This window comes from Nostoc sp. CALU 1950 (assembly GCF_051172895.1).
Classification (GTDB): Bacteria; Cyanobacteriota; Cyanobacteriia; order Cyanobacteriales; family Nostocaceae; genus Nostoc; species Nostoc edaphicum_A.
The window spans coordinates 1-2,833 of record NZ_JBDNJQ010000329.1 but is presented as its reverse complement, the minus strand read 5'-3'; the positions used below and the strand labels follow the sequence as shown (position 1 = coordinate 2,833).

Below are 2,833 nucleotides of genomic sequence, written 5' to 3'. Positions count from 1 at the left end.
ATAATGAAGCTACTCACAGTTGCTCTTATTGCTTTTCCGGGCAAATAAACAATATCTTAAATCAACTTTTTAGTTAACTTTATGATAAAAATGAAACACCGTGTTACAAGTATTCAAACCTACCAAGATGACATTACAGAATTTTGGTACGCTACAGCAAAACACCCCAAAGAGAAAGGCGCAAGCTTAAAATCTCATGCTGATTATCCCACCCAAGAAGCTGCACAAAAATATATGTGTGGCGTGTTAGATGCAATCTTAGATCAGTGTTCTGCTTGTGCTGGGGAGGGAAAGGTCTATCGCTGGTTGGGCGATCAGTCGCCTCAAAAATGCAATTGGTGTAATGGCACTGGCAACATTAAAAATGTACAACAAATGACATTTTAGGAACCATGAGTAAATGCCCAATAGGATTAATTTGTGAATTTTTTGATTGTGATAAGAAACAATGCTTTCAATTAGTTAAACCGTGGCCATTACCTTATTGCGATAGATCCTTTGATATTGAATGGCGTACAAAGTGGGGCTTTTTGGTGGAAATCGCTCAATACAATGATAGCTACACTGGCGATCCAGACAAGGACGAATCAATTCATAGGTACAATGAATGGGTTGGGCATATTCGACAAGAGCTTTGGTATAGCGGTTGGTGGGAAGCAATAAAAATACCATTACAGCCTCACCCAGACGGAGGTTTGTTAGTTACCGACCGTCTACGGATGGAACAATCAGTTACTTTAGCTTGTTCATTAGACTATTACCAGGAACTAGATAGTGGCTTTGAGCCTCCAGTTCCTATACATGCTTATCAACGGCTTTACGGTAAGCAATACCTTGTTGAAGAAGAGGAAGGTCATATAAAAGATCCGCCCACTCTAAAAGATTACCATTTACTTTACGCTAGTAATTTTTTAGCGGGCTTTGATGATCTCTATCCAATTGAGGGCTTCACGGGTATGAAGTGACGATGGGTGTTTAATTAACACCTGTCAAGCTTTCAGAGCAGAAGCGAGTTTGAGAAACCTGCTCTAAAGATAGGGTGATTCGCATCAATTGGCAGTTAGTTGATGCGCCTTTGTCAGTTTTGGAATATGTGGTAGCTCATGAGATTGTTCACTTGCTGCCTTGCTGCACCGCAATCATGGTGATGGTTTTTGGCAAACTCTTTTATGTGTCATGCCGGACTGGAGGGTGCGGAAGGGTTAAAACCTAGAGTGGTAAAACTTGCTAGAGTAGATTTTTCATGATTGAAATAGGCGTAAATAGGTAAACCAAAATTTTCAATAATAACGAATTTACTACGTTTAAGTTTTTGCTCTAGTTAGTTTTGCCACGCTAGGTTAAAACTGGAATCTTGGGAAGTATGAATGTGAGTGAGGCTGGAGCGATCGCTTGTATGACGATCAGTCAGGGTGCAGGGGACAAGGGCGCACTGGACAATGTGTTGGTGCAATCTCGAACAGATCCTTATATTGATATAGTGAAACACCATATTGTCTGGCAAAAGCCTGCAACACCTGATCTGTATAGGCGCGGATCTTGCCAGCCGTTAGCCCAAAACAGTGAATTGGTTCTAAACGACAAACAGGTTTTTGCCCTAGCCAGAGTTCTGCCGACATAGCGTGCAATGGCTTATCCCCCGGTTCTTTATACAAATACAGCACGGCAAAATATGTTGCTGGTGGTTCGACTGCGATTGCATCAATTTCTGCTGAATTCTTCTGGGAGCGGTGGCGATAGAATGAGCGACGATTGTGGCAAATGCGTGGATTCCAACACCCATCCCCTGCTGTTCCATGTAAAACTTTAGCTTGGGCAGTTGGTAGTTTGGAACATAATTGACACTTGGGATCGAGTGGCTTTGGCATACCTTACTCCCCTTGAGTTTCACCGATTGCACGATAGTAAGCAGCGATCGCGGCTTCTTGTTCGCTGCGAAGGGTATAGCGCCGAAACGCTTTCTCGCTTTGATGTCCTGTTAATTTTCGTGCATGACTGGGGTCAACTTTCAATAGCAATAAGTCAGTAGCGTAGGTGTGACGAAAGGAGTGAGGATGTAAATCTTCAATGTGAGTTATTTCACCGATTCTTTCCACAGCGAAGTAAATGCCGTGATAACTCAAGCGTTCGCCCTTGTATGAAGGATGGTGTGAAATCATCAGTGGTCTAAGGCTGGTCAAAACCTCTCCCTGCTGTTCGCGCAATTGTAAATACTCTGCTAAAACTTCCCGACTCTCTTTTTTTAGTGGAACTAAGCGTGGTTCATTGGTTTTGGTGTCTGGTAAAAATAGCAGCTTGCCATCAAATGAGCCAACATTTAGCTGTACAACTTCCCCTGCCCGGAGTCCATGACTGAGAATGTGAACTAGTGCTGTATCCCGTTGCTTTGTTTCTCCTAATAATTCCAACGCTGACCAAACCCGTTCCATCTCTTCTGGGGTTAAACTCTGGGCTGGTGGCAGTGGCACTTTTTCCAGTTTTATCCCCAGTGTGGGATTAGTAGCAATAATTTCAGGATACGTGTAACACATCCATTTGAAAAAGCTTTTGAGTGCCGCAATTCCCGCATTAATGCTGCTTTTTGAAAGCGGTTTACCAACATCAGTCCGTATTTCATCACGGAGATATTCTTTATATAGCGCAAGATGACGTGGACGCAGTTCATGATAGTGCAGCTCACTCCAAGCCAAAAACCTTTTGAGTTCGCGTTCGTAGAGTTTGCGGCTGTTGAGTGCGAGATTGTTGCTGCGTAAAAACTCCAGAACTTTTACCCACCGAATATCGGTTGGTGGTCTTCTAGTTTCTCCTGGCTGTGTGAAATGTAGAGCTTCAC

4 protein-coding genes and 1 pseudogene are annotated in these 2,833 nt (G+C 43.1%); 3 read left to right on the top strand and 2 right to left on the bottom strand.

The window, feature by feature from the left end; genetic code table 11:
* Nucleotides 1-90: 90 nt before the first annotated feature.
* The 3 genes and pseudogenes from ABF638_RS37585 to ABF638_RS37575 form a co-directional block, all read left to right on the top strand.
* Nucleotides 91-387, top strand: coding sequence for a hypothetical protein (locus ABF638_RS37585; protein WP_435027821.1), 297 nt, complete (start codon nt 91-93; stop codon nt 385-387).
* A gap of 5 nt (nt 388-392) precedes the next feature.
* Nucleotides 393-965, top strand: a complete 573-nt coding sequence (locus tag ABF638_RS37580; RefSeq protein WP_435027820.1) for a hypothetical protein — start codon at nt 393-395, stop codon at nt 963-965.
* A 68-nt stretch (nt 966-1,033) separates the two neighbouring features.
* Nucleotides 1,034-1,213: pseudogene (locus ABF638_RS37575) on the top strand (YgjP-like metallopeptidase domain-containing protein); the annotation flags it as partial.
* Between the two features lie 190 nt (nt 1,214-1,403).
* On the opposite strand, the gene ABF638_RS37570 reads toward ABF638_RS37575, so the two are convergent.
* Together ABF638_RS37570 and ABF638_RS37565 are read right to left on the bottom strand one after the other, a co-directional pair.
* Nucleotides 1,404-1,868 carry a hypothetical protein gene (locus ABF638_RS37570; RefSeq protein ID WP_435027819.1) on the bottom strand — a complete coding sequence of 155 codons (465 nt, stop codon included), beginning with the start codon at nt 1,866-1,868 and terminating at the stop codon, nt 1,404-1,406.
* A gap of 3 nt (nt 1,869-1,871) precedes the next feature.
* Nucleotides 1,872-2,833, bottom strand: a 962-nt coding sequence (locus ABF638_RS37565; protein ID WP_435027818.1) for a tyrosine-type recombinase/integrase, incomplete at its 5' end; no start/stop codon positions are given.